Source organism: Dokdonia pacifica (genome assembly GCF_900188275.1).
GTDB classification, from domain to species: Bacteria; Bacteroidota; Bacteroidia; order Flavobacteriales; family Flavobacteriaceae; genus Dokdonia; species Dokdonia pacifica.
Genome location: NZ_FZNY01000007.1, coordinates 17,018 through 41,819 on the forward strand (window position 1 = coordinate 17,018; position 24,802 = coordinate 41,819).

Sequence of the window (24,802 nt, forward strand, 5' to 3'; positions counted from 1 at the left end):
TATGAGCACTATAAAAGTTAAGCAACTCTCTAATAGTACTGTATTTGGAATTACAGCACTATTTTTTGCATTGAGTTTATGGGGCATTATGAATCATGAATTATGGTTAGACGAAGCACATCATTACTTATTAGCTCGCGACAGCAATTCTTTTAAAGATCTTATTACACATACACGATATGAAGGACATCCAATTGTATGGAATTTAATACTCTATTGGGTCACAAGAGTCACTGTAAATCCGTTCTGGATGCAAGTTTTGCATATAAGTATCATGACATGTACTGTGAGCGTTTTCTTAAAAAAAGCTCCTTTCTCCCTCCTCTTTAAACTGCTATTTATATTTGGTTACTTTATGTTTTATGAGTACAACATATTGAGTAGAAATTATAATCTTGGAATTCTTTTTATTTTTCTAGCGTGTAGTTTCTATCAAAATAGAACTGCAAAATTTATCCTAATTGCAACCTTATTAGGAATAGCAAGTAATAGCCATGCTGTTTTTTTAATACTAGCAAGTGCTATGATGTTTCTATTGCTCTTAGAACGATATGAGGTAGAAAAATTAAAACTATCAAGAAAGACTTGGATTGGCTTATTGATCTTTACAACCTTAGCCATTATAAGTATCATTCAAATTATTCCACCTACAGACACCTCCTTCTTTGAAAGAGGAAAAGACATTACTTTTCTACAAAAAATTCCTAAAAGCCTTTCTCCTTTTTTTAAAAGTATATTCCTTATACCAGATATAACACAACATTCATTTTGGAATACTAATATTCTTGTTAATTATAATAAGAATATTGCTGGAGGATTTGCAATTGTTAGTTTGGTCATTCCATACCTTTTATTTTATAAGAATAAAAGAATAATGTGGTATGTATATATCGGAATTATTGGCGTAGGAGTATTCTTTTTTATTAGTGCTTTAAATGCAGCAAGATATTATGGAGCATTATACTTACTTTTAATAACCGCGTTATGGTTTAATAATTATAAAAACCCTACATCAAATGCTCCTATATATGCTTTCGCGAAAGCAAAAAAAAGTTTTCTTCAACTTCCTGAAAATATTTTAAAAAAAATAAACCCTATACTTATTTATTCAACCCTCGGATTGCATTTTATTTCTGGTATGTATGCGTATACAATGGATATTATCCATCCATTTACAACAGCAAAACAAAGTGCTCAATACTTAAAAGATAATCAGCATATAGATAAGATAATTGCTTCTACAGCGTGTAATAGCACTGCATTAAGTGCTTATATTGAAAAGCCCATTTTTTTCACAAGTACTAATAATTTTGAAAGCTTTTGTAAATTTAATAGACCCGTTTCTTTAAAGAGTGCTGGAGTGGTCAATTCAATAAAATCTATTCAACAACTTCATAAAAAAAATACCCCATCTATTATATTTGTTACCGAAAAGCCTTTTTTTGACATAGAAAAAAATAATGTGTGGATATTACATAATGAAGGTATTAAAATAACATTACTGACGTATTTTGATGGAAGCATCATCAAAAAAGGAAATCATTATATCTATGAAATCTCTTTATATGAATCTACTATCTAAACACTCTATCATATACTACATATTAATTATATGCATTACTATATGTTCTTGTTCAAATAAAGGGACAACCCAAGATCCTAATATTATTTATTTAAAATGGAATAAATCGTATCCAAAAGATGCGTTAGAAAGAAATAAATCGGGACTTAAATGGGCGCTTTCTTTTTTAGGATCTACCATTGCATTAGATACAACTCTTACAGGCATTACGCATAATAATGACATTATAAAGCTTGACGTTTCTAATAGTGGGTTTACTAAAAAAGCAATTCCTCATTTACAAGAATTAAATCGCATTATTCAGAATTCTGAAGAATATCAAAAAAGAGGACATATTGATATGGGAAGATATGTAGCACTTACCATAGGAAGCTCTAATCATTACTACAAAATAGTTGACACTCCATTACATCTATATGATTTAGAAGCTAGCTATACTTTTGATACGCTTACAGCATTTATTAATAACAGTGGTATTTCCCATATAGATAGAGAAATCCAATACTCTATTAATAACAAACCAAATAGACTTGCCTTTATCTCTGCAGAGAGAGATACCGTTACGGGCGAAATACAGGAGTACGAAACTGTAGAGTTGATGCCAAATGGTCATTCAAGGTTTGCATTGTATGATATAGAGGGTAATTTAAAAACCGTCGGAGATAAAATAGTTACAAGAGCAGGGAAACCAGCTAAGTGTATGTGGTGTCATGAATCAAACATTCAACCATTATTTAGCAAACAATTAGATGTAGTAGGTTATATTCCATCAAATGATTTTCTAGATTCATTAAAAAGATATAACAATGCGCTTAAAAAATATCAACGAGAAGTTTGGAGAGATTCTGTTTTTCTTAATAGACGTTTGCATACAGAAATGGAAATTGCTTATATCAAATTTATGGAACCTTCTATAGAACAATTAGCAAATGAATGGCAACTTTCTCAAGAAGATGTACTTAAAAAAGTAGCGCATTTAAAATCACATCGTCATCATGAGTTTGATTTTTTAGGAGATTTATACCATAGAATAGCTATAGACTCACTTGCTCCTTTTAAAGTGTTGGAAGTACCTGAAAGCATTCGAGAAGCATCTAGTAATGAGAATAAGGTAGATTACATAAAGTAATCCTCTGTTCTTCAAGCACCTTCAAACTAAGTAGTCATCCTTTGAAACTTTAAGAGGCTAGCCATTTTTTATAGAGTGCCTCTTTCTCTTCTTCTGTAAAAAAATGATGCATATACTTAGATTCTAATTGACCTTCTAAATACGATTTTGAAAAACGAATATAGGATTTAAAGTTGGCATATAATTTTGCTTCTTTTTTAGCATCTGTGACATTTATATTCTGAAGTGTAAAATTTTCCAGACCACAAAAATCTCCTACTAATTTTGATTTTAAGGTGTCATTCAGATTAGTTTTGAGTACTAATATATCAACTTGATTACTTTTTATAATTGCGTGCCCTTTTGCTTTCGCGAAAGCGTACTCATACACATTTACTCCTATTTGACTTTTAAAGTGCGTATCAAACCATTCTTTACAATAGGAATGATCTAATTTACTATGAAAAGCATTTTCTATTTCTTGGAGACTTCCTTTATACAAATGAGCGGGTACTCCCATATACACTTCAAAAGCTTCAAAAAAAGCAGAAAGATTACGCTCTATGGGGTTTCTGAATAAAGAAATCACTTTAAACGTACGTTGTTTCTCCAAAAGATGAGTATGTAATATAAATACTGGTGTTCTACTTCCAGGGTACACGCCTTTTTCTTTACATAATTCTTTAGCATTCATTTCTTCTTCAACACTAAGAGTATGCATATGAAAACAAGGAATGTTTGACTGATTTTTTAAGGAATGATAGACACTAGATGAACCCACTTTTGCCATGGTAAAAATCAAAACCGGTTCTTCTTGAGAAGTTTTTAACTGCCGTTCTTGTTGCCATAGTACCCAACGGTCTTTAATATGATATTTTAAAAATGGTTTTATCAAAATTAATTAATATCTATATACTTAAGTGTAAAAGCGCCTCTTCTAGAATGATGATCTGTTAAGAAATAAACTCTTGAATTATTAATTAAAACAGGTTTTTTCTTAAGTGATATATTCTTTGTAATCAATTGATTTCCATCATACAAATGATGCTCTTTAATAGTTATACTTTCTGTATCAAAACTTGTAACAGGAATCTGTGTCTTTATAATTTCATCTCCATTTCTACCTAATGCTTTATAAGCAAGTTTCCCTTGATCATCAAAAAAATCATAGATCATAAAATGTTGTTTTTCAGACAAGACATATTTAGACGAATCTTTTTCTGTTCCTTTCAATGCGCTATAAGATAAAGGAAGCATCACGATGAAAACAAGTCCTATGTATTTTAGATGTAACTTACCTCCGACACCTCTATAAATACCTATACTTAATAAAACAACAAGCCATAACCTAGAAAATTGTATAATGAGAGGCATCCCTCCTAGTCGCTGAAATGGGAAGTTACATATGAGTAGTAGCAGTCCTAATAGTATCAATTTATACCTCATTTTTATAGCTAATGAAAAAGTTATAAAAAGTGGAATCACCCATAGTATCTGAGCATAGGTTGCAGTCCTGCTTTGTGTTAAAAATAAAGTAGTTACCCATATCATTAATAGCACTCCTGTATTGTTTTTTTTACGAAAGGATATACCTATCGCACTTCCTATAATGATAGCCTTGAGCACCCACATAAGAATAATATGTATACGCTCATTTGCTATCCATACATTAGGATTATAATAAGGATCTTCTACAAAAAGTAATTTTGAGAATACTTCTAAAGATTGATAATTAGGTCTGTAATCTGTGGTTGTTTTACTTAAAAAAGTATGAGGTAGCACATCAGTAAAGTATGCTTCCCAAAGTGGGTATCCTGTAATAGAAGCCCCTACAAGTACCAATAACAATGTGGCTCCTATACACCATAAAATTGTTTTCCATTGTTTTTGAAACGCTAATGGAATTCCATAAAAAACAGGAAAAAACTTTAATAACGCCGCAAAACCTAATAATACACCTGTGACATATATTCTTTTCTTTTCAAATAGATAATACCCTACTAGGACTAGGAATAAGACTATAAAATACGACTGACCAAATAAAATTTGATTTTTAATCGGCACATAAAATAGTACAGGAATTAAAAGTAATACCCATGGTGTCTCTTTTAATATTTTTCTAGCTAATACTAAAAGGCTTATTAAAAAGAGTAGAATACTAATGCTATTGAATATCAATTTTGCTATATAGGGATTTTCTATATACGCCAAAGGGTAAAAAGCAGCTAATGTAAAGGGGCTATTGACATAAAAATCTACCAATACATCTGTATATCCTAGCTCCCATATGTATGTATTAAAAGCATGGATATCAAAAATCACTGTTTCAGGAGCAATATCATCATGCAGTAATCTCGCAGAAAAATAACTATTTGAAAAATCATGTAGTGGTGCTGCATACGAACTTATCAAAAAATAAAGGCATAAAAATACCGTAGGTAATAAGTAAAGTAATAGTATCTTGTTTTCTTTGATAAAAGTATTCATCTATCACAAAAATAACCTTATTTCAATCAAGTTTTATCATAGACAATCTATTCTCTCTAATATGTTAACTTTGTGTATTGTTTTCGTCTATACATACGATTTAAAAAGCAATCCTAAGACGCATGATCAACAATAAAAAAGTAGTAGTCGTATTACCTGCCTATAATGCAGCACTTACATTGCAACAGACATATAATGAGATTCCCTTTGACATTGTAGATGATGTAATCTTAACAGATGATTATAGCACCGATAATACCGTTGAAGTTGGAAAATCCTTAGGCATCGAGCATATTATTGTTCATGAGAAAAATAGAGGTTATGGTGGCAATCAAAAGTCCTGTTATACTAAAGCACTAGCATTAGATTCAGATATTGTAATCATGCTACATCCAGATTATCAATATACGCCTAAACTAATTCCATCTATGGTATACCTTATTGCAAATGATGTGTATGATGTAGTATTAGGATCTCGGATTTTAAACAAAGGAGCTCGTAAAGGAGGCATGCCATTATATAAGTATATTGCAAATAGGGCATTGACACTCTTTCAAAATATATTAATGGGTCAAAAACTATCAGAGTATCATACAGGGTATCGGGTATTTAGTAAAAAAGCATTATTAGCTATTCCATATCAAGATAATTCTGAAGATTTTGTATTTGATAATCAAATGTTAGGGCAATTATGTTATGCTGGAATGCAAATTGGAGAAGTATCTTGTCCAACAAAATACTTCCCAGAAGCATCTTCCATTAATTTTTCACGAAGCGTCACCTACGGGTTAGGCGTTTTAGGTGTTTCTATAAAATATTTTTTACATAAAAAAGGAATCTTTAAATATGATTTATTCAAAAAAATATCCTAGTAATTATAATTAAGAGTTTTCTATATGTCTATTTTTTTAAAAAGAGTGAATGCAATTATTCCTAATAGCTATAGGAAAACAATAGTATTCTTTTTTTTACTATCCATACTACTACTTATACTAGATATATTTTCTGTTTTCTTATTAATACCCTTGATTGTTTCATTAATTGATACAACACAAGCTACTCAGTTTATACCTATTGATTTTTTAAAAGACAATACATATGCATTACTAACAATAGTATTCGTGTTTTTTATACTAAAGAATTATTTAAGTATCAAAATCAATAATTACCAGTCAAAAGTTGCATACCAATTAGGATCCGAATATTCTGTACTACTCTCTAAACATTATCTTTTAGGTAATTATCTCTCATTTAAAAAACAGAAAACATCATCTATCGTTAAAGAAGTTATTTTTATTGCTAACGAATTCGTAAATAATGTAGCTTTAGGTATTATCACATTGTTTTCAGAACTTTCCTTATTAATTATTGTTATTTCAATAGGACTCTATTTTTATTTCAAAATCAGTCTATTAATTATAATAGTGCTTACTATAATCACCATATCAATAAGATTATATAATAAGAAAGTTATAGAAGATATTAATAAAACTCGTTCCAAAGATTATGATGATAACATTAGTAATCTAACAAATTTGCTAAATGGTTATATCTCTATAAAATCTCCAGAACTACTAAATCACTTCTTAGAAACTTTTAGTAAATCAAACAGAAAATTAAATACTAATTATGCCGTTTTGAATGCTAAAAAATTAAATACAAGTAGACAGACAGAAATTATCATTGTAACCCTCATATGCCTCATCTTTTTATATTTAAACGTCGTCTCTTCTAAAGAAATAAATGCAGTTGTTTTCTTGTCTGTATTTGGCACATTATTATTTAAGGCTATTCCTTCCTTAAATAGATTAAATATAGCATTAACCAATATCAATGCACATAAATATACCTTAGATATTCTTGAGCAAAAATTAAGTATTATTTCAAAGAAAAAAACAACGACAACTACTATTGCTTTTGATAAAACGATAGTTCTAAAAAACATTTCATTTTCCTATGAAAATGATAATAAGCTATTAACAAGTATAAATTTAACCCTCAATAAAGGTGATTTTATAACCATAGAAGGAGATTCTGGTAAAGGAAAAACGACACTTTTAAATATTATTTCAAAATTAATAGATGCAGATTCTGGTCAAATTCTTTTAGATAACATAGAAATCACAGATGATAATAAACATAATTATTTCAGCCTTATTACTTATTTAACACAACGACCATTTATTTTTGAAGGAACCATTTTACAAAACCTCATATTAGATGATGTATCGCATAACCAAAATGAAATAAAATATATTCTTAATAAATTAGAAATTCTTGATGTTATAGAATCTTTACCAAATGGAATAAATCATTTTATAGGAGTGCAAGGGAGTAATTTATCTGGCGGGCAATTACAACGATTATGTATTGCTAGAGCATTACTATATAAACCTGAAATACTCATCTTAGATGAAGCTACCAATAATTTAGATCGTGACATTGAACTAAAAACGTTAGCTTTTATAAAAGAATATACTTCAGAAAATAATACGACAATAATATTGGTTTCTCATCATTTAAATGAAAAACAAAATATACAAACCACTCGCTTCAACTTAAACACTCATCATGAAGTTTAGTATTATTACTATAACATATAATAGAGCTCATATTATATCGAGTACTATACAGAGTGTACTATCACAATCATATACAAATTTTGAACATATCATTATAGATGATGGCTCTACAGATAATACAAAAGAAATAATAGATTCATTTAGAGACGATAGATTAAGGTACTTTTATTATGACAAACAAGAAAAAAGAAGCTACCTTAGAAATCAAGGTCTCAAAAAAGCAGCAGGAGATGTCATTTGTATTTTAGATTCTGATGACATATGGATGAAAGAAAAACTTGAAGTATTAAGTAATATATTTACTTCAGAAAAAGAAGCTACTATAATTTTCCATAATGTAATAGAGATTAATGCAGCCAAAAAAGAAAGAAAATTATACAACTATATAGAAGATGTTTATTTAGATGGGACAAAAGAAATATTGAAAAATAAGCTTTTACCATTTCCTTTTTATAGTTTTAAAAAAAGCATATTACAATCTGTAAAATCGTATAATGAAGAAACTATTGACGGACAGCAAGACTTTTTATTAAGAATATCTACAAAGTACCGTTTCTATTTTTGTTCTAAGGTTTTAGCGACTAAAATAGAGCATAAAGAAAATCTATCTCAAATAAAACAGGTAAATCAACTTATTGATTATAAAAAATCAATTGATTTTTTATTAAAAAATAAACATATAACTAGAAAACAACACTTAAGGACATTACAAGAAATTAATTTTAAAATAGCTAGAATATATGCAAATAAAAAAAACAAAAAATTGGCGTTTAAATATATTCTTATAATCCTTAAAGAACCTCCTTTTTTAAGCGTTAATTATTTCAAAACGGTTTTATTATTATTTAAAGTAATATTACGTTTTTAATTATAAATAGCATGGCTTGTTTACACTTAATTAATTATCTTTAAGAAAAAACTTTTAAAATATCCGATTAAAAAAGACAGCTATATTTTGAAAAATTATTTAAAAGAATTAAACAAAAAAGTTTTACCACAAAATTATTTTTTCCCCCCAAAATGGATTGTTTTAGGAGTAAATAATGTTTGTAATCTTCATTGTAAAATGTGTGATGTGGGAACAAATAATTTAGAAAGTAATTTCGCAAAAAATCTTGTAGGCACTCATCCAATTAATATGCCATTAGAGCTCATCAAGAAAATCATTGATCAAACAGCGCAATACTATCCACAAACAAAACTTGGATATGGGTTTACAGAACCTCTTGTTTATCCTCATCTTATAGAATCTTTAAAGTATGCTAATACTAAAAAACTATTTACAACTATTACTACAAATGCATTAACACTTAAACATAAAGCCAAGGATCTTATAGATGCTGGTCTTAATGAATTATATATTTCCTTAGATGGCCCTCAAGATATACATAATGAGATAAGAGGTCATAAAAAATCTTTTCAAAAAGCATTAGAAGGTATTGAAGAACTATTAAAGTATAAAAACCCTCCTACGATTTCTATATTCTGTGTGATTACTGAATGGAATATTGGTTATTTAAAAGAGTTTGCATCTTTTTTTAAAAAATACCCTCTTAAACATTTGGGGTTTATGCATACTAACTTTACTCCTCCAGAAATTGCCGTTATACATAATAAAATATGGAAAGATTTATATCCCGCTACAGACTCTAATATAGACGAAATAGCTATTGAAAATATGGATTTAAATGTTTTATGGAATGAGATTGATGCCATAAGAAATGATAATTTTCCATTTCAAGTAAGTTTTTCTCCTGAAATTAAATCAAAAGAACTTTTAGACATTTTTTATTTGAACCCTGAAATACAAGTCGGAAAAAAATGTAATGACATTTTTAATAATATCATGATAAAATCTGATGGAAGTGTAATCCCTGCTCATGGAAGATGTTATAATCTCGATATTGGTAATATATATAATTCAGATTTAAAACAAATATGGCAATCATCAATTCTTAAAAAAATAAGAGTAGATTTACAAAAAGCAGGAGGCTTATTTCCTGCATGTAGTAGATGTTGTAGCATAAGTTATTAGAATGAAACGACTCTTAAAAGTTCCATTTAGACGAATCATAAATTGGAATCTGTAGTATTTATTAATACTACACTTTACCTTTTATACAAGCTCATAACCGACAGCTATTTGCAAAAAAGACTTATAATTAGAGTATGTAAAAAATAATAAATCAAGAGAATACTCTTATCGATTCTCCCCTTTTAAAAAGAAGTGTCTAAAATTTTGAAGTAGAAGACAATATGTTAATTTAAGAAACTAAAAGCATCACATCTATCATACAATTGTTTCTAGTTTATTAAAATAGCAATACGTACATGTATATGTATATAATTAATAGTTTTATTAAAAAAATTATTAATTAACAAACTTTAAATTATTCCTTATCAAAAATATAATGTCAATACTTCCTAATTACATGTACACATCAGCTTTACTTAAATAAATAATGTACCTTTAGTATAAGTTTTATAACTTAAGTGAAATAAGCTAGTTACAGCATATTTATTCACTTATAATGATTAGGAATAGCATTATTCCATGTAGTCATTTATTAAAATTAAGCACCACACTCATTTTTTTTCGAATAACAGAATATTTCTGTTAAAACTTCTATGTTAGAAATTGACATTTCTTACTTATTAGGTATTGTACTATACAATTAACTTAAGTAATAAATACTATTATTTCTCACAAGGGGTAATAGGTGGATGCTGAAAAACCTTTAATAGAGTAAGCATCATTAATTAATTTTATTATTATGAAATCAACACTATTTTTTATTCTTTCTTTTTTATGCATTGGATTCTGTAATGCGCAAATACACAATTTTGACACTCAGGGGTTAATTTATGGTCATCCAAATAATGTAGTCACTATTGGAAATTCTACTGTCCAAGTCCCTGGATTTGTTAGTAGTCAAGGAAGTAATAACATTAGTCTTTTAGAAATAACAGGGAATACCGGTGGTTTTTTAAGGCTAGGTTCTACAAATCCATATTCTAGTATGTTTTTCTTAGCAAGTCAAAATACTGGACATAAAATAAATACATTACCTGGCACTCCTTTATTTATCAACGAAATACTTAGTACAGATCGAGATTATGTAACAATCAACACTTCTGTAATACCTACTGATTTAAGTGAAGTATATAGACTTGTCGTTGGTGGTAAAATCCTAACAGAAGGTGTGCGTGTAGAATTAGAAGCAAATTGGGCAGATTATGTATTTGCTCCTAACTATACTTTAAAATCACTATACGAAGTAGAACAATTTATAAAAGACAATGGTCATTTACCAAATGTCCCCAGTGCAGCAACTATAAAAGATGAAGGACTAGATATGGAAGAAATGATGACCAAACAAATGGAAAAAATAGAGGAATTGACCCTCTATATAATAGAGTTAAAGAAAGAAATAGATGCACTTAAAGCTCAAAAATAAGTGCTATGAAAACATATCAATTAATTATAATAGCATGTTGTGTTCTATGGGGTAATATAACCCAGTTAAGAGCACAAGCTGTAGAAGAATTTGAAGAACTAGATGGAGAATATTGCGTATATATACCAAATGGCGGGAGTTCTTCTTTCGGTAAAGCGGTACCTTCATCTGTTTTTGGACAAGATTTCACACCTTCAGGAGACTTAAAAGCGTTAGTCATATTTGTCGATTTTGTAGGTTCTGATTCAGGACCTGATGGTAATGGAGGACTACATCCTTTAAATCGTTGGCCAGCAGGAGAATTACCAGTTGGTATTTTTGATAGTGCTACAAACTCTTTAACGTATGCTCATGATGATGTATCAGATTTAAGTCCAATAGGAAATCCTGATACAAATGCTTTTTCAAACATATCAGAATACTATTATCATATGTCAGAAGGAAGTTTTAGATTTTTAATGGAACCTCTTAAAGACGATAATGGTAATGCTATACTGATTCAAGTAGACGCATCGCAAGTAAATTTCTATGCAAATATTAACAATTTAGTTTTCCAAGAAATAGCAACACTTTTTCCTAATAGAGACTGGGCTAGTTTAGGATTTGATATAAGAGGTGATGCTCCTAATTTTGAGGAAGATCAATCAGCTACATTCGCTAATCCACAGCCTGATGGCCAACTTGATTTTAGTATCATCATGTACAGAAATAGGAATAGTTGGAATCCACATCCTGTCGCTAATGGTGGGCCTAGTCCTGCATCTACTGGAATTGCTGGTATAGGTGGAAACTTTACTGTAAATAATTCTTTCACAGCTAGAGAAGGGTTTACCTATGTTCAAACTTCAACGAATAGAGGAAGCGCAATGGCATTATTCTTACACGAATTAGGGCATAATTTTATTGATCTCTCGCATACTTCTCTTGCCAATCAAGTACATGGGGAGTATTTTCATGCAACTAATAATTGGGGAATGATGAATTTTGCTCAAGGCCCTAGCATTTCAAATGCCTGGGAACGTTGGTATAACGGATGGATTGATATTGAGCATGATGTTAATAATGCAACTGATAATGGCACCTATATCTTAAATGATTACATGTCTTCAGGAGATGTCATGCGTTTAAAATTACCACGTATTAAAGATCAATTCTTATGGCTTACTAATAGATCTGATGCTACAAACCCATTTTATAATAGGGCATTTAACAGTGCAATAGAAGTTGTAGATGATGTGGTAATCTCAAGAATTAATGACACAGACCCTAGGGGGCTTTTTGGTTTTTTTGAACGAGTAGCACCACAAAGAAGCGACGTAGATCGTTTTGAATTTGGAGCTAATGGGATAAAAGTGATGAGTGGAAAAGGATATTATGATTTAAAATTACAAGAGGCTGAACCAACAACTGGGAATAGAACGACTGTAAATCTATTAAAAGACCTTCCAAATCCATATGGAGAAGAAGGGGAATTTACTGGATATAGATTTGATGTTTTTGATATAGATGGCGTAGCAGATCGTATTAATTATAATCGAAGCTCAAATAGTACTGCAGGTAATAGTCCAGACAAGCGCAATGAACATGGACAGGTAATCAATATTGATAACCAAAATGTGTTTTCTAGAAAACTTTTAAATTCTCAATTACCTGACAGAAAGTATAGTGTTTTTACAAATCCGCCTATTACCAATTTCATCCAATATAGTGATACCCAAGATGTACTATCCCCTGTAATTCTACATAGTTTATCATTCATCTCGCAAACCATAGGGAATCAGGTTAGTATTACAGTAAATTATGATGATGGTCATATAGAAGACGATTTTAGAATGACAGGAAATATCTTCTTACCATCTAATGAAGATATTGTTCTAGACACTAATGTAACTTTAACAGTTAATAGAAGTGGTACTAATAATAAAAGAAACAAAGATACTAATGGCACATATATTAATGAAACTGTTTTTATTGCCGCAGCAAATGCTTCTTTTGAAAGCTCAAACGACTCAACTGTTATTTTAGATGAAGCTTCCACTACTATTTTTGAAGAAGACAGTGAATTAATTATGGGAAGTGATGCTCGAATTATTATACGGGGAGGTGCGCTATTATGTATAAAAACAACAGATGTAACATTAGACCCTACAGCACGTATCATTGTAGAAGATGGTTTTTTAAATATCTCATCTGGCATTGACATAAGTGCAAATGTAGAAGGGAGTATCTTCCCTTTCCCTACCATTGCAAATAATATTACATTCTGTAATAGTTCTATCACAGGACCTATACACTTACATTCCATATATCAAACAAATACAGGAAATGTATTCTGTGGAAATGATGTCACTGTAGATGTAAGCGATGATGTAAGGCTTACTTCTGAACAACTCATCGTTATAGAACCTGGATTTGAAGCAGTTCCTGGTTCTTTCTTTGAAGCAGAAATTAGAACGGAAATACCGCAAGATTGTGATATAGAATTTTTCTTTGGAGTAGATGGAGAGCCTGGAGTGAATGGATTCAAAGGACGAAATCAAACCTTTAACAATCTGCAAAATGGAAAATCATTAGCCATTTCTGTATATCCTAATCCATCTAAGGATATATTTAATGTAGAAATAATGGATGCAAAGGGGCCGTTTACCTATCAATTAAAAAATCTTAGTGGTGTGACATTATTAGAGGACCAAACTTCAACTACAAACTTTAGAATAGATGCTAAACATCTAAAAAAAGGAGTGTATGTATTAATGGTTTCCAATAGTACATTATCAACAGGATATAAGATTATTAAATTCTAATATAATATAGTTTAATTCATAATCTAAGGAGATACTTTCACAAGTATCTCCTTTTTTAGTAAGTTATCTATGATAGTTTAGACAGATAGCTATTATATTTGTGATATTCTACATGAAAAACAAAGTCCTCATATTTAACCCTAGAAGTGCGAACCAAAAGCACCGTATTCCTAATTCTATTTTGCAAGTAGGAGCTGCTATTTATGGGATATTTGATTTTGCATTTGTAGATGGAAATTTAGAGAATGATCCTTGGCAAAAAATTGCTGCCTATTTTCAAACAGGTGAGTACAAATATTTCTGTAGTACTGTGATGCCGGGGCCTCAATTACGACAGGCTATTCCGTTTACACGAAAAATAAAAGAAGAATTTCCAGATACCATTACCATATGGGGAGGCTATTTTGCTTCCAATCAATATAAAGTATCTATCGAAGCGCCTTATGTCGATTTTATTGTAAATGGTCCTGGAGATGTAACCTTTCCTGAATTATTAAAAACATTAGAGTCTGGTAATCTAGAAGAGTTACCCAATATTATGAATCTGATCTATCAAGAAGAAAATGGGACCATTACACGTACCAAAAAAGAGAAACTTCTTGATCAAGACACATTACCACAATTACCCTATACGCACCTCAACTCCTTTTATGATTTAGAAAATTATTTAAGTCGTACGTTTTTAGGAAGTAAAACCTTCTCATACCATTCTAGTTTAGGATGCCCATTTACCTGTTCTTTTTGTGCTGTAGTACCTATTTATGAAGGCCGTTGGAAAGCAAAATCTGCGCAAACTGTTTATAATGATGTAAAATACTTTAAAGACAACTATGGTATAGATGCCATAGAATTTCATGACAATAACTTTTTTACGTCTAGAAAACGTGTTGTAGCATTTTCTGAGCTTATTAAAGATGATGGCATTACTTGGTGGGGTGAAGGTCGTATAGATACCATTAACAAATACAAAGACGAAGACCTGAAACTCATGAAAGAAGCAGGTTGTAAAATGATATTCTTAGGTGCCGAAACTGGAAATGATGAAATCCTCAAACAAATGAATAAAGGAGGAACTCAAACTGGACAAGGAATCAAAGATTTTGCAGCGCGTTTATATCCTATAGGAATTATTCCTGAGTTTTCATTTGTATTAGGCATGCCTGCCGATACTCCAGAACAAGTAATGGCACAAATAGAATGGGATATTAATTTTATCAAAGAGATTAAAGAGATTAATCCCGATGCCGAAATCATTATTTATCTATACAGTCCTGTTGCTACTGAAGGTTCTGAGTTATATGAACAAATTCAAAAAGCAGGTTTCAGTTTCCCAAAAAAACTAGACGATTGGTTAGATCCTGCTTGGGAGAATTTTGATTTACGTAAAAACCCATTAACTCCTTGGCTTACTCCCAAAATGGTAGATCGTATCATGAATTTCGAAACGGTTTTAAACGGCTACTACCCTACTGCTTCAGATTTTAGAATTAAAGGAGCTAAAAAGAAATTATTACGTACTGTTTCTAAAATACGTTACAAAACTGGCATTTATAAATATCCATATGAAATCAAAGCCTTGCATAAAATATGGAAATACCGCCAACCAGAAGAGCAAGGGTTTTACTCTGAATAATGGGTACGTTACGTAACATTCTCAAAAAAATCACCCACCCATTTCTAAAACGAGGAATGGCCTATTATTATAGAAAGCCACGTCCCTATTCGTATCAAGGAATTACAACTACTGTACATCCAGATGTGTTTCCACCGCATCTTACGCTGAGTACTAAAATCTTATTGGATTTTATCTCAGATATCCAGCTTACACAGAAGACGTTTTTAGAATTAGGTTGTGGCTCTGGAATTATCTCATTATACGCAAGTCAGAAAGGAGCAAATGTGACCGCAAGTGACATTAATAAAACCGCATTAGCATATCTTACAAAAGCTTCTGAAGAAAATAATCTTCCGGTACGTTGCGTTTATTCCAACTTATTTGAAGAGTTACAAGGAAATCATTTTGACTATATCATCATTAATCCTCCCTACTACCCAAAATCTCCAGAAAACATCAAACAACAGGCATGGTTTTGTGGTGAAGGATTTGAATATTTTGAAGCGCTTTTTCAGCAACTACCTTCGTATTTATCTAAAGAAAACACAACATATATGATTCTTTCTGAGGATTGTGAGCTTACAAAAATCAAAGAGATTGCTTCAAAAAATAATATCTCCATGGAGCTCGTTTACAAAACCAAAAAAGCTGGAGAGAAGAACTTTATCTTTTCTTTGAGTTAGGAAACATTCTTTATACGCTTTCGCGAAAGCGTATACATGCATATCACTATTTTAAAACTGCATACTATACCAGAAAATTTATACGCATAAAAAAAGGATCGTTTATGATAACGATCCTTTTATATTATTTGGTAAGAATGCTTACTTACTTAAATACATTTTACGTCTTGAATACAAGTCATAAAAAGCATCATCTCTAAGGTTGTCTATAAATAGAATACTTTCTCCAGTACTCTTCATCTCTGGCCCTAGCTTTTTATCTACATTAGGGAATTTATTGAAAGAGAATACAGGTTGTTTTATAGCATATCCATTAAGCTCTGGATTGAAGTTAAAGTCTTTCACCTTCTTATCTCCTAGCATCACTTTTGTTGCATAATTTACATATGGTTCTTTATATGCTTTTGCAATAAAAGGAACGGTACGTGACGCACGAGGATTTGCTTCAATGATATATACTTTATCATCTTTAACAGCAAACTGTATATTTATTAAACCTACAGTATCTAACGCTAATGCGATCTTACGAGTATGGTCTTTTATTTGCTCTAAAACAAGGTCCCCAAGATTGAAAGGAGGCAAGGTAGCATTAGAATCTCCTGAGTGTATCCCACAAGGTTCAATATGCTCCATGATCCCTATGATGTATACATCTTCTCCATCACAAATGGCATCTGCTTCTGCTTCTATAGCTCCATCTAGGTAATGATCTAGTAATAATTTATTATTAGGAATTTTACGTAATAAATCTACTACATGCTCTTCAAGCTCGTCTTTATTAATTACGATTTTCATTCCTTGTCCTCCCAATACATAAGAAGGACGGACTAAGATTGGAAAGTCAAGCTTATCTGCTACTGCAAGTGCTTCATCGGCAGTCTCGGCAGTATCAAACTCTGGATAAGGGATATCAAGATCTTTTAATAGTGTTGAGAAACTTCCTCTATCTTCAGCTAAATCTAGTGCTTGATAGCTTGTACCCATAATTTTGATACCATATCTATCTAGTTTTTCAGCAAGTTTTAAAGCTGTTTGTCCTCCTAATTGTACGATCACACCTTCTGGCTTTTCATGACGGATGATATCATAAATATGTTCCCAGAAAACAGGTTCGAAATATAACTTATCTGCAGTATCAAAATCGGTAGATACGGTTTCTGGATTACAATTAATCATAATCGTTTCGTAATCACATTCGGCTGCAGCTAATACACCATGAACACAACAGTAATCAAACTCAATTCCTTGTCCAATTCGGTTAGGTCCTGATCCTAATACAATGATTTTTTTCCTATCGGATACAATACTTTCATTAGAAGAAAACTTTTCTCCGTCTGAGGTTTCTACTTCATATTCAAAAGTAGAGTAGAAATATGGCGTTTGTGCTACAAACTCGGCTGCACAAGTATCTACGAGTTTATACACTCTTTTGATACTCATTTCATCTCTTTTATTGTATACTTGGCTTTCTAAACATTCTAGCATATGTGCTATTTGTCTATCTGCAAAACCACGTTGTTTAGCTTCCAACATTAAATCTCTTGGAAGTGTATCTATTGTATATTTAGAGATTTCTTTCTCCATCATATACAACTCTTCATATTGTTTTAAGAACCACATGTCTATTTTTGTGATCTCATAGATACGACTTAATGGGATTCCCATTTGAATGGCATCATAAATCACAAAAACACGATCCCAACTAGCGTGGGTAAGCTTTTCTATAATTTGCTCGTAGTTTTTATATCCTTTTCCATCGGCTCCTAGTCCATTACGTTTAATTTCTAACGATTGTGTAGCTTTATGTAACGCTTCTTGGAAAGAACGACCTATTCCCATTACTTCACCTACAGCTTTCATTTGTAAGCCTAATGTTCTATCAGAACCTTCGAATTTATCAAAATTCCAACGTGGAATCTTTACAATTACGTAGTCTAATGTAGGTTCAAAAAGTGCAGATGTAGATCCTGTAATTTGATTACTTAATTCATCTAAGTGGTACCCCATCGCAAGTTTGGTGGCAACTTTTGCAATAGGATATCCTGTTGCTTTTGAAGCCAATGCAGATGATCTCGATACTCGAGGATTGATCTCAATAGCAATAATTTCTTCTTCGTTATCTGGGTTTACAGCAAATTGCACATTACATCCTCCTGCAAAATCCCCAATACTACGCATCATATGGATAGCCATGTCACGCATTTTTTGATACGTAACATCAGATAAGGTCATTGCTGGAGCAACTGTGATCGAATCTCCCGTATGGATTCCCATAGGATCCATATTCTCAATAGCACAAATAATAACTACATTATCATTTGCATCCCTTAATAACTCAAGTTCATATTCTTTCCATCCGATCAATGCTTTATCAATCATCACTTCATGCACAGGAGACACTTCTAGACCATGAGATAAAAGTTTATCGAAATCTTCTTCCTTATATACAAATGAAGCCCCTGCTCCACCTAATGTAAACGAAGAACGTATTACAAGAGGAAAACCAAATTCTTGTGCGATTTCTTTTCCTTTCAAAAAAGAATTAGCACTAGCTTGTGGCGCCATAGGTATTCCTATATCTCGCATCAAGTTTTTAAATTGATCTCTATCTTCAGTAATATTAATAGCAGCGATATCAACACCAATGAGCTCAACGCCAAAATCTTTCCAGATTCCTTTTTCATCGGCTTCTATACATAAATTAAGTGCTGTTTGTCCTCCCATAGTTGGTAACACAGCATCAATATGTGGATGTTTTTTAAGAATCTGAACAATTGATTTTGTAGTAAGCGGTAACAAATATACATGATCAGCCATAGAGGGATCTGTCATAATTGTTGCTGGATTGGAATTGATAAGTATTGTTTCTATTCCATCCTCTCTTAAAGAACGTAATGATTGTGATCCAGCATAATCAAATTCACAAGCTTGACCAATAACTATAGGTCCTGAGCCTATAAGAAGTATCGATTTTAAATTTTTATTTTTTGGCATGTAATGAAGAAATTTCTATGGGTGTAAAAATAGGAACTGATAGGGTATAAAAAAAGGTGTTACTTAAAAAAAGTAACACCCTATATATTGATATTCAAATATCATTATTTTTTGTGACGAGGCTCTGAAGATACACTTAATTTCTTTCTACCTTTTGCACGACGACGCGCTAAGACTTTACGTCCATTTGCAGTAGCCATACGCTCTCTGAAACCATGCTTGTTTCTTCTTTTTCTTTTTGACGGTTGAAACGTTCTTTTACTCATTTTGTATCTTCTTTTTGACTAATACTAAGTCTAAATTTTTACTTCTAGAATCCTGCTTTAAAAGCTGGGGGCAAATATACGATAACTTTTTACTTCTCCAAACCCTAATTTCATTTTTTTTATAGTTGTTTTTAGTACCTTTGGCGCTCATATAAAAAAGACATCTTAAGATGACCAAAAATAACCTTTTAACTGTTTTATTTCTTACACTTTCCTATATATCTATTGGTCAAGTTCAACTTAAATATTCATTAGACACTAATGATAATTTTACATTACAACAAGAAGTTACGCAAATAATCACTCAAGACATACAAGGCACTTCGCAAGAAATAGAGAATAAACTTCAAGGCATACTCGATTTTACTGTAAAAGAAAAAACATCAGAAACGACAACACTAGATGTAAGCTTTAAAACATTTTCGATGAAAATGTCTTCTCCACAATTAGGAACGCTTATGGAAATAGATACACAAGCCGAACAACCAACTGAAGAAAGCAAAATGTTTATGGGACTCATTGGAGCATCTATTACCATCGTTATAAATCAAGTAGGTAAAATTATAGATATTCAAAATGGCGACGCTTTTATGGAGAATATGATTTCTGGGATGGGCATAGATGACGCTGCAGCCAAGGAACAGATAAAAAAACAATTAGAAAAAGAATGGAGTGGGGAAGCAATGGGAAAAAGCTTTGAACAAATTTTCTACAACTACCCTACTACTAAAGTAAGTAAAGGGGACACATGGAATAATGAGTTTGTCACTAAAATGGGTTTAAGTACTACAAATACATGGACATTAGCAGCCATTGAAAAGAATACATATAAAATAACTGGAACTGCAGCCGTAACTATAAACACTGATAATGATCAAATTAATATGAGCCTTACGGGAACGCAACAAACAGATCTTATTGCAGATGCAAAAAGTGGGCTTCCTATACAGTTAACCGTTACTTCTGTTGCAGAAGGGGATTCTTATTCTAAAGTAATGGCCAACTTTAAAATACCTACTAAAATAACATCAACAACATTGTATACAAGACTTTAATATGTTTAATAAAAATATAAAATTAATACTAGCAGTAGCTACATTAGGATTAGCTGTTTGGCAGTTTACAGAAAATGAGATTGGGAATGGCATCATGTTTATTTTACTGGCAGCTATTTTTGTACTACTCTATTTTAAGAATGAAATTATCATTCTAGCATTTCTAAGATTACGTAAGCAAGATTTTCCTGGCGCACAAAAATGGTTAGGTAAAATAAGTAATCCAGAAGGAGCACTTACCAAGAAACAACAGGGATACTATTATTATCTTCAAGGCTTAATGGTTTCTCAAACAAATATGACCGAAGCTGAAAAATTCTTTAAAAAAGCAATTGGACTAGGACTATCTATGAAAACTGATTTAGCAATGGCTAAATTGAATTTGGCAGGTATCGCAATGACCAAAAACCGTAAACGCGAAGCACAAATCTTACTTAAAGAAGCCAAAAGTCTTGACAAACATAATATGCTCGCAGAGCAAATAAAGACGATGGAGCATAACATGAAAAGAGCTGGACAACAACCTAAACAGCAATTTGGTGGTGGACGCGGAGGCCGTGGCGGTCGTGGTGGTTTTAGGAGATAAATCACACTGCAACACACCTAAATAACAACAGGTGCAAACTAGTAAAAACAAAAATGCATTTACTAGTTTGCACCTGTTTTTACTTTATTTACTCTCTTAAATACTAAGTATTTGCGTAGTTCATCCGAACTTCACACCTCCTTAACGAAAAAATTTTAACAGTATCTAGAGGTCTCATACTTTTACAAAACCAAATTATAATTGTATGAAAAGATCATTACTCGTTTTAATGTTTCTTACCGTATCTGTACTTTCTGCTCAAGAAAACACTATTTTCTTTTCTCAAGCACTTAATGCACACCTTCCTAAATACATCCAAGATGTAGAGCAAGCTATTGCCTTAAATGAGAAAGATACAATTGAACACTTATTTAACAACCTCGTTAAACGCTCTTTAATAGGAACTTATTTTGATGACTTTAACTCCAATAATCTTGGTAAAAAGAACTTATCATTTTCTAAGTTTGAAAAACCTGTTTTATTAATTACCTATTCACCATGGTCAATACCTAGTAAAGGAGAAATGCCTGCACTTAATGAGCTAGCAAAAGAATATGGAGATCAAATAGATATTGTATTACTCTTTTGGAGCGATCAGAAAACAGCTCGTAAAAAAGCCAAAGAATATCATCACAAAATAAAAATACATTATGTAGATGATCAAGACAATAAGAATACTCAGATTATTCGAAATCTTAAGCATTCCTTAGGCTTACCTCTTATTTTTAGTGTAAGTTCTAATGAAATTGTTATAAATATTGAAAAAAGGCTCGTTAATAAACTCGATCAAACTATAGAAAACTGTTATGCTAAAAATTTAGCATTATATAAAAATAGTATTGAAAGGTTATTATCTAATGAGCAGTTATTAGTAGCTACTCCATAAGAAGGCTAGATCTCGTTTATTTCCCCCAGAGCATTTTCACAGCAATCACTAGTAGTATTGCTCCGAAAATTCTTTTGAGTGTTTTCTGATCTAAATTTACAGCAAACTTTGCCCCTATATATCCTCCTACAATAAAGAAAACAGCTATAAGTGCAGCATACTTCCAATTAACATAGCCTTCGCCATAATAATTATATGCGGCAATAAATGTAACAGGAACAGCTAGAACAGCTAGACTAGTCCCTTGCGCTTCATGTTGATTAAAACCTAATAGTAAAATCATCAAAGGAATCATCACTACACCTCCTCCTACTCCCATAATTCCGCTAAGCAAACCTGCCAAAAGTCCTATTACAATAAGCGAAATAATAATTGTTGTATTCATATTTTGATGGATAATTTGCTATAAAAATAGGAAAACCATAGTCTAAAAAACATAAAAAAGGGAAATGATTTTAAAAAATCATTTCCCTAGTAATACCATAGATTTATACGAAAAAATCTATTTTCCTAAAGAGTAATAGCCTTCTTTAGGTATATCAATAAAGTATTGTTTTCTAGACTTATTATTAAGGTGAGGCTCTCTAAGCCAAGGATTGTGAAGTTTCAAAATCTTATAATTAATCCCAAAACGCTCTGAAAAGGCAACAAAATCTGTTACAGCAGAATCTACACTTACTTTATATGTAGGAATATATTCATACAAATCTTGCTTCTTAAAGTTAAAACCATATTGAGCTGGGTGATTTAAAATTTCTTTTAACGCTATAATTCTAAAGACATAACGTCCTGTCTCTTCCCCTAGTAGTAAATCATAATAGGTATCTACATTTTGACTTTTCATACGTCTACTCACCCCTGCATTTCCTGCATTATATGCCGCTGCCGCCGCTGTCCAACTTCCAAAACGTTCTTTTGCTTTTTTGAGATATGTACATGCAACACGTGTTGATTTTTCTATATGATAGCGTTCATCTACATTATCATTTACTTCTAATCCATATTCTCTACCTGTAGTTTTAAGAATTTGCCAAAACCCAGTGGCTCGAGCGGGAGACACTGCTTGTGTAAGACCACTTTCTATAACTGCAAGATATTTAAAGTCATCTGGAACACCTTCTGCCGCAAGAATAGGTTCAATAATAGGAAAATACTTGTTGGCTCTTTTAAATAACAATAAAGAATTAGACTGCCAATATGTATTAACTAGTAACTCTCTATCCATACGTTCTTTAATATCAGGATTTTCTACAGGAACAGGCTCTCCTGCAAAATTTAATCCTTCTGGGATAGGCAATGCATATACATTATAGTCATTGATCATCTTCTCATTTTCTTCAATTTGCTCTGCATCTACTTTAGCCTCTTCTTCAGGGAGTTGCACAGCATTAATGGCTACTGCAACAATGGCTAGCAATCCAATTACAGCAAATATGCGCTCTATTCTTTTCATAATTCTAAATAATTTATAACAATTTAATCATTTTCAATAAGTTGTGGAAGGTTTTCATTAAACCATTTGTATTTAGTTATCACCATAATATGCGACCCTCCTGGTAATGTAATACAATTATCAATATACTTTATAGGAAAAACCCTATCTGCATCTCCATGAATATGAATAATATCAGCATCAGGCGCTTCTTGGTCCCAACACACCATTTCTTTTACAGCCCAACTCATATAATGTCTATCATTCATCGATAAATACTTTTGATATAAGGCTACTCTATCTTTTACAGTTTCACCAAAGGCATATTTAGCAAGCTTATCGACATCTTCTATAAGACGTGTAGGTAGGATATTATACAGTTTTAGCTTTCGCGAAAGCTTCATTCGTCTGGGTAACTCATGTTTAGACTTAACACTACTAACGATTATTAGTTTTTTTAATCGGATATGCTTTGCCATTTCCTGAACTAAAACACCTCCAAAACTAACCCCAAGCAAAACACTATCCTCATGTGTTATAAATGCAGTCATCCGCTTTGCATAATCAGAGATAGTTTCTTTATTTTTAGGAAGTTGCCATTCTAAAAGATGCACCATAAAGCGATCTTCTGGTAATTTTATATGCTCAAAAATAGATGGGTTAGCAGCCATCCCAGGCATCAAATAGAGATGTGTCATCTATCTTTATTATAAGTGTTTAACATAATTAAAAACGCGTATGTAGGTATTTTTTTGTACCTTTGCAAGAACTTAATATTAAGAAATCTAAAAGTTATTAAAAACACTGTCACACATAGCGTTTTAAATTCTCCTTACAAAATTATAAAAGAGATTTCTTAAATACTCATAATTATACTATAAATACCTAAATATATTTACAAATTTATGGAAGCAATGACAGCAATTGAATTGACAGATAATGAGTTCTTGAGACAATTTGAAGCAACGTTTGACGACAAAATGGCAAAAATTGAGTACTCATTACAGGAAAGAAAAATCTTCCTAACTAAAATCTCTATGCCTGAAGGAACTGAAGGGCATATGAATGATTTTATAGTTTCTGTTTTTAATGAAGTAGAAGACCGTAATATTAGCCTTGTACCTACAAGTCCTGAAATTGCAAAGTTTATGAGATCAAATCGTCGTAAGTACAAAAAATTATTACCTGTAGGAATCAATATCTAGTAAAGGTAATATCCAAAAAAATAAAAAAGCCCGTGATTTTCATCACGGGCTTTTTTATT

21 protein-coding genes are annotated in these 24,802 nt (G+C 31.5%); 14 read left to right on the forward strand and 7 right to left on the reverse strand.

Translation table 11 applies throughout. The annotated features are described in order from the left end of the window. Window position 1: 1 nt before the first annotated feature. Together CHB80_RS18635 and CHB80_RS18640 are read left to right on the forward strand one after the other, a co-directional pair. Complete coding sequence (locus CHB80_RS18635; RefSeq protein ID WP_089373027.1) at window positions 2-1,582, forward strand: hypothetical protein; 1,581 nt, start codon at window positions 2-4, stop codon at window positions 1,580-1,582. Continuing rightward, complete coding sequence (locus tag CHB80_RS18640; RefSeq protein WP_143337182.1) at window positions 1,566-2,711, forward strand: hypothetical protein; 1,146 nt, start codon at window positions 1,566-1,568, stop codon at window positions 2,709-2,711. Before CHB80_RS18635 ends, CHB80_RS18640 begins: the two co-directional genes overlap by 17 nt. A gap of 49 nt (window positions 2,712-2,760) precedes the next feature. Here the strand turns inward: CHB80_RS18640 and CHB80_RS18645 are convergent, their stop codons facing one another. Together CHB80_RS18645 and CHB80_RS18650 are read right to left on the reverse strand one after the other, a co-directional pair. Next, the gene (locus CHB80_RS18645) at window positions 2,761-3,585 is read right to left on the reverse strand and encodes a putative capsular polysaccharide synthesis family protein (RefSeq protein ID WP_089373029.1); all 825 of its coding nucleotides are present in this window, start codon (window positions 3,583-3,585) and stop codon (window positions 2,761-2,763) included. 2 nt (window positions 3,586-3,587) lie between these two features. Further along, window positions 3,588-5,177: a glycosyltransferase family 87 protein gene (locus tag CHB80_RS18650; protein ID WP_089373030.1), complete on the reverse strand. Its 1,590-nt coding sequence runs from the start codon at window positions 5,175-5,177 to the stop codon at window positions 3,588-3,590. 122 nt (window positions 5,178-5,299) lie between these two features. Here CHB80_RS18650 and CHB80_RS18655 point away from each other — a divergent pair, with 122 nt between their 5' ends. From CHB80_RS18655 to CHB80_RS18690, 8 genes are all read left to right on the forward strand, one after another. Further along, a complete protein-coding gene (locus CHB80_RS18655) occupies window positions 5,300-6,049 on the forward strand; it encodes a glycosyltransferase family 2 protein (protein ID WP_089373031.1) in 750 nt (249 codons plus the stop codon). A 24-nt stretch (window positions 6,050-6,073) separates the two neighbouring features. Then, window positions 6,074-7,759 (forward strand): ABC transporter ATP-binding protein, encoded by a 1,686-nt coding sequence (locus CHB80_RS18660; protein ID WP_089373032.1) that lies wholly within the window; start codon window positions 6,074-6,076, stop codon window positions 7,757-7,759. Beyond that, the gene (locus CHB80_RS18665; RefSeq protein ID WP_089373033.1) at window positions 7,749-8,627 is read left to right on the forward strand and encodes a glycosyltransferase; all 879 of its coding nucleotides are present in this window, start codon (window positions 7,749-7,751) and stop codon (window positions 8,625-8,627) included. Before CHB80_RS18660 ends, CHB80_RS18665 begins: the two co-directional genes overlap by 11 nt. 87 nt (window positions 8,628-8,714) lie before the next feature. Beyond that, window positions 8,715-9,794 carry a radical SAM protein gene (locus tag CHB80_RS18670; RefSeq protein ID WP_089373034.1) on the forward strand — a complete coding sequence of 360 codons (1,080 nt, stop codon included), beginning with the start codon at window positions 8,715-8,717 and terminating at the stop codon, window positions 9,792-9,794. A gap of 739 nt (window positions 9,795-10,533) precedes the next feature. Next, entirely contained in the window at window positions 10,534-11,217 is a 684-nt protein-coding gene (locus tag CHB80_RS18675; RefSeq protein ID WP_089373035.1) for a hypothetical protein, read from the forward strand. 5 nt (window positions 11,218-11,222) lie between these two features. Further along, window positions 11,223-14,021 carry a T9SS type A sorting domain-containing protein gene (locus tag CHB80_RS18680; protein ID WP_089373036.1) on the forward strand — a complete coding sequence of 933 codons (2,799 nt, stop codon included), beginning with the start codon at window positions 11,223-11,225 and terminating at the stop codon, window positions 14,019-14,021. 112 nt (window positions 14,022-14,133) lie between these two features. After that, a complete protein-coding gene (locus CHB80_RS18685; protein WP_089373037.1) occupies window positions 14,134-15,654 on the forward strand; it encodes a B12-binding domain-containing radical SAM protein in 1,521 nt (506 codons plus the stop codon). Further along, window positions 15,654-16,319, forward strand: a complete 666-nt coding sequence (locus CHB80_RS18690) for a methyltransferase (protein ID WP_089373038.1) — start codon at window positions 15,654-15,656, stop codon at window positions 16,317-16,319. Before CHB80_RS18685 ends, CHB80_RS18690 begins: the two co-directional genes overlap by 1 nt. 141 nt (window positions 16,320-16,460) lie before the next feature. Here CHB80_RS18690 and carB read toward each other — a convergent pair whose 3' ends face one another. Next, the gene (gene carB / locus CHB80_RS18695; protein WP_089373039.1) at window positions 16,461-19,313 is read right to left on the reverse strand and encodes a carbamoyl-phosphate synthase large subunit; all 2,853 of its coding nucleotides are present in this window, start codon (window positions 19,311-19,313) and stop codon (window positions 16,461-16,463) included. A 104-nt stretch (window positions 19,314-19,417) separates the two neighbouring features. Continuing rightward, window positions 19,418-19,579, reverse strand: a complete 162-nt coding sequence (gene rpmH, locus CHB80_RS18700; RefSeq protein WP_008237914.1) for a 50S ribosomal protein L34 — start codon at window positions 19,577-19,579, stop codon at window positions 19,418-19,420. 170 nt (window positions 19,580-19,749) lie between these two features. Here rpmH and CHB80_RS18705 point away from each other — a divergent pair, with 170 nt between their 5' ends. The 3 genes from CHB80_RS18705 to CHB80_RS18715 all read left to right on the forward strand — a co-directional run bounded on the left by CHB80_RS18705 (window position 19,750) and on the right by CHB80_RS18715 (window position 22,106). After that, a complete protein-coding gene (locus CHB80_RS18705; protein ID WP_089373040.1) occupies window positions 19,750-20,634 on the forward strand; it encodes a DUF6263 family protein in 885 nt (294 codons plus the stop codon). A gap of 1 nt (window position 20,635) precedes the next feature. Continuing rightward, a complete protein-coding gene (locus tag CHB80_RS18710; RefSeq protein WP_089373041.1) occupies window positions 20,636-21,220 on the forward strand; it encodes a hypothetical protein in 585 nt (194 codons plus the stop codon). Between the two features lie 205 nt (window positions 21,221-21,425). Beyond that, a complete protein-coding gene (locus tag CHB80_RS18715; protein WP_089373042.1) occupies window positions 21,426-22,106 on the forward strand; it encodes a TlpA family protein disulfide reductase in 681 nt (226 codons plus the stop codon). Between the two features lie 16 nt (window positions 22,107-22,122). Here the strand turns inward: CHB80_RS18715 and CHB80_RS18720 are convergent, their stop codons facing one another. The 3 genes from CHB80_RS18720 to CHB80_RS18730 all read right to left on the reverse strand — a co-directional run bounded on the left by CHB80_RS18720 (window position 22,123) and on the right by CHB80_RS18730 (window position 24,236). Further along, complete coding sequence (locus tag CHB80_RS18720) at window positions 22,123-22,491, reverse strand: sulfite exporter TauE/SafE family protein (protein WP_089373043.1); 369 nt, start codon at window positions 22,489-22,491, stop codon at window positions 22,123-22,125. 117 nt (window positions 22,492-22,608) lie between these two features. Next, window positions 22,609-23,559: a lytic transglycosylase domain-containing protein gene (locus tag CHB80_RS18725; protein WP_089373044.1), complete on the reverse strand. Its 951-nt coding sequence runs from the start codon at window positions 23,557-23,559 to the stop codon at window positions 22,609-22,611. A 23-nt stretch (window positions 23,560-23,582) separates the two neighbouring features. Beyond that, a complete protein-coding gene (locus CHB80_RS18730; protein WP_089373045.1) occupies window positions 23,583-24,236 on the reverse strand; it encodes an alpha/beta fold hydrolase in 654 nt (217 codons plus the stop codon). 207 nt (window positions 24,237-24,443) lie between these two features. On the opposite strand from CHB80_RS18730, the gene CHB80_RS18735 reads away from it, so the two are divergent. Then, on the forward strand, window positions 24,444-24,743 hold the full coding sequence (locus CHB80_RS18735) for an N-acetyltransferase (protein ID WP_089373046.1): 300 nt from the start codon (window positions 24,444-24,446) through the stop codon (window positions 24,741-24,743). Window positions 24,744-24,802: the final 59 nt, after the last annotated feature.

Coding starts and splice junctions, on each gene's coding strand:
- CHB80_RS18730 (WP_089373045.1), bottom strand. CDS start 24,236: ATGACACATCTCTATTTGATGCCTGGGATGGCTGCTAACCCATCTATT.
- rpmH (WP_008237914.1), bottom strand. CDS start 19,579: ATGAGTAAAAGAACGTTTCAACCGTCAAAAAGAAAAAGAAGAAACAAG.
- CHB80_RS18725 (WP_089373044.1), bottom strand. CDS start 23,559: ATGAAAAGAATAGAGCGCATATTTGCTGTAATTGGATTGCTAGCCATT.
- CHB80_RS18705 (WP_089373040.1), top strand. CDS start 19,750: ATGACCAAAAATAACCTTTTAACTGTTTTATTTCTTACACTTTCCTAT.
- CHB80_RS18665 (WP_089373033.1), top strand. CDS start 7,749: ATGAAGTTTAGTATTATTACTATAACATATAATAGAGCTCATATTATA.
- CHB80_RS18715 (WP_089373042.1), top strand. CDS start 21,426: ATGAAAAGATCATTACTCGTTTTAATGTTTCTTACCGTATCTGTACTT.
- CHB80_RS18680 (WP_089373036.1), top strand. CDS start 11,223: ATGAAAACATATCAATTAATTATAATAGCATGTTGTGTTCTATGGGGT.
- CHB80_RS18660 (WP_089373032.1), top strand. CDS start 6,074: ATGTCTATTTTTTTAAAAAGAGTGAATGCAATTATTCCTAATAGCTAT.
- CHB80_RS18690 (WP_089373038.1), top strand. CDS start 15,654: ATGGGTACGTTACGTAACATTCTCAAAAAAATCACCCACCCATTTCTA.
- CHB80_RS18675 (WP_089373035.1), top strand. CDS start 10,534: ATGAAATCAACACTATTTTTTATTCTTTCTTTTTTATGCATTGGATTC.
- CHB80_RS18640 (WP_143337182.1), top strand. CDS start 1,566: ATGAATCTACTATCTAAACACTCTATCATATACTACATATTAATTATA.
- CHB80_RS18720 (WP_089373043.1), bottom strand. CDS start 22,491: ATGAATACAACAATTATTATTTCGCTTATTGTAATAGGACTTTTGGCA.
- carB (WP_089373039.1), bottom strand. CDS start 19,313: ATGCCAAAAAATAAAAATTTAAAATCGATACTTCTTATAGGCTCAGGA.
- CHB80_RS18710 (WP_089373041.1), top strand. CDS start 20,636: ATGTTTAATAAAAATATAAAATTAATACTAGCAGTAGCTACATTAGGA.
- CHB80_RS18635 (WP_089373027.1), top strand. CDS start 2: ATGAGCACTATAAAAGTTAAGCAACTCTCTAATAGTACTGTATTTGGA.
- CHB80_RS18735 (WP_089373046.1), top strand. CDS start 24,444: ATGGAAGCAATGACAGCAATTGAATTGACAGATAATGAGTTCTTGAGA.
- CHB80_RS18650 (WP_089373030.1), bottom strand. CDS start 5,177: ATGAATACTTTTATCAAAGAAAACAAGATACTATTACTTTACTTATTA.
- CHB80_RS18685 (WP_089373037.1), top strand. CDS start 14,134: ATGAAAAACAAAGTCCTCATATTTAACCCTAGAAGTGCGAACCAAAAG.
- CHB80_RS18655 (WP_089373031.1), top strand. CDS start 5,300: ATGATCAACAATAAAAAAGTAGTAGTCGTATTACCTGCCTATAATGCA.